The sequence below is a fragment of the Streptomyces sp. SID5910 genome (assembly GCF_009862125.1).
Lineage (GTDB): Bacteria > Actinomycetota > Actinomycetes > Streptomycetales > Streptomycetaceae > Streptomyces.
On sequence record NZ_WWHX01000021.1, the window covers coordinates 1 to 341 of the forward strand.

General features: G+C 81.5%; 1 pseudogene. It reads right to left on the reverse strand.

Features of this window, described 5'->3' with window-relative positions:
- Window positions 1–341, reverse strand: a pseudogene (locus tag GTW67_RS00710) (ABC transporter permease); the annotation flags it as partial.

The following is a 341-nucleotide window of genomic DNA, read 5'->3' on the forward strand; positions in this document are numbered from 1 at the left end:
GCGGCAGCAGCCGCAGCGTCAGCACGGTGCCGGCCAGCAGCGCCAGCGCGGGCGCCGCCACCAGCAACGGGTCGATGCCCAGGGCGCCGCCGTCACCGGTCACCGCGCCCGAGGTCTGCCGGGACAGCTGCCAGTAGGCGACCCCGGCCACCACCAGCAGGCCGACGTCCGCACCCGCCCGCAGCGGCGCGGGCAGCGGCCGGCTGCGGCCGCCGGCGGCCAGGGAGGCGGTCAGCGCGGGCAGCGTCACCGCCAGCGCGCACCCCAGGGCGGTCACCCCGGCGGCCAGCCACACCCCGGCCCCGCCGGCGGCCGGCACGTCCAGCCGCAGCCCGATCCGG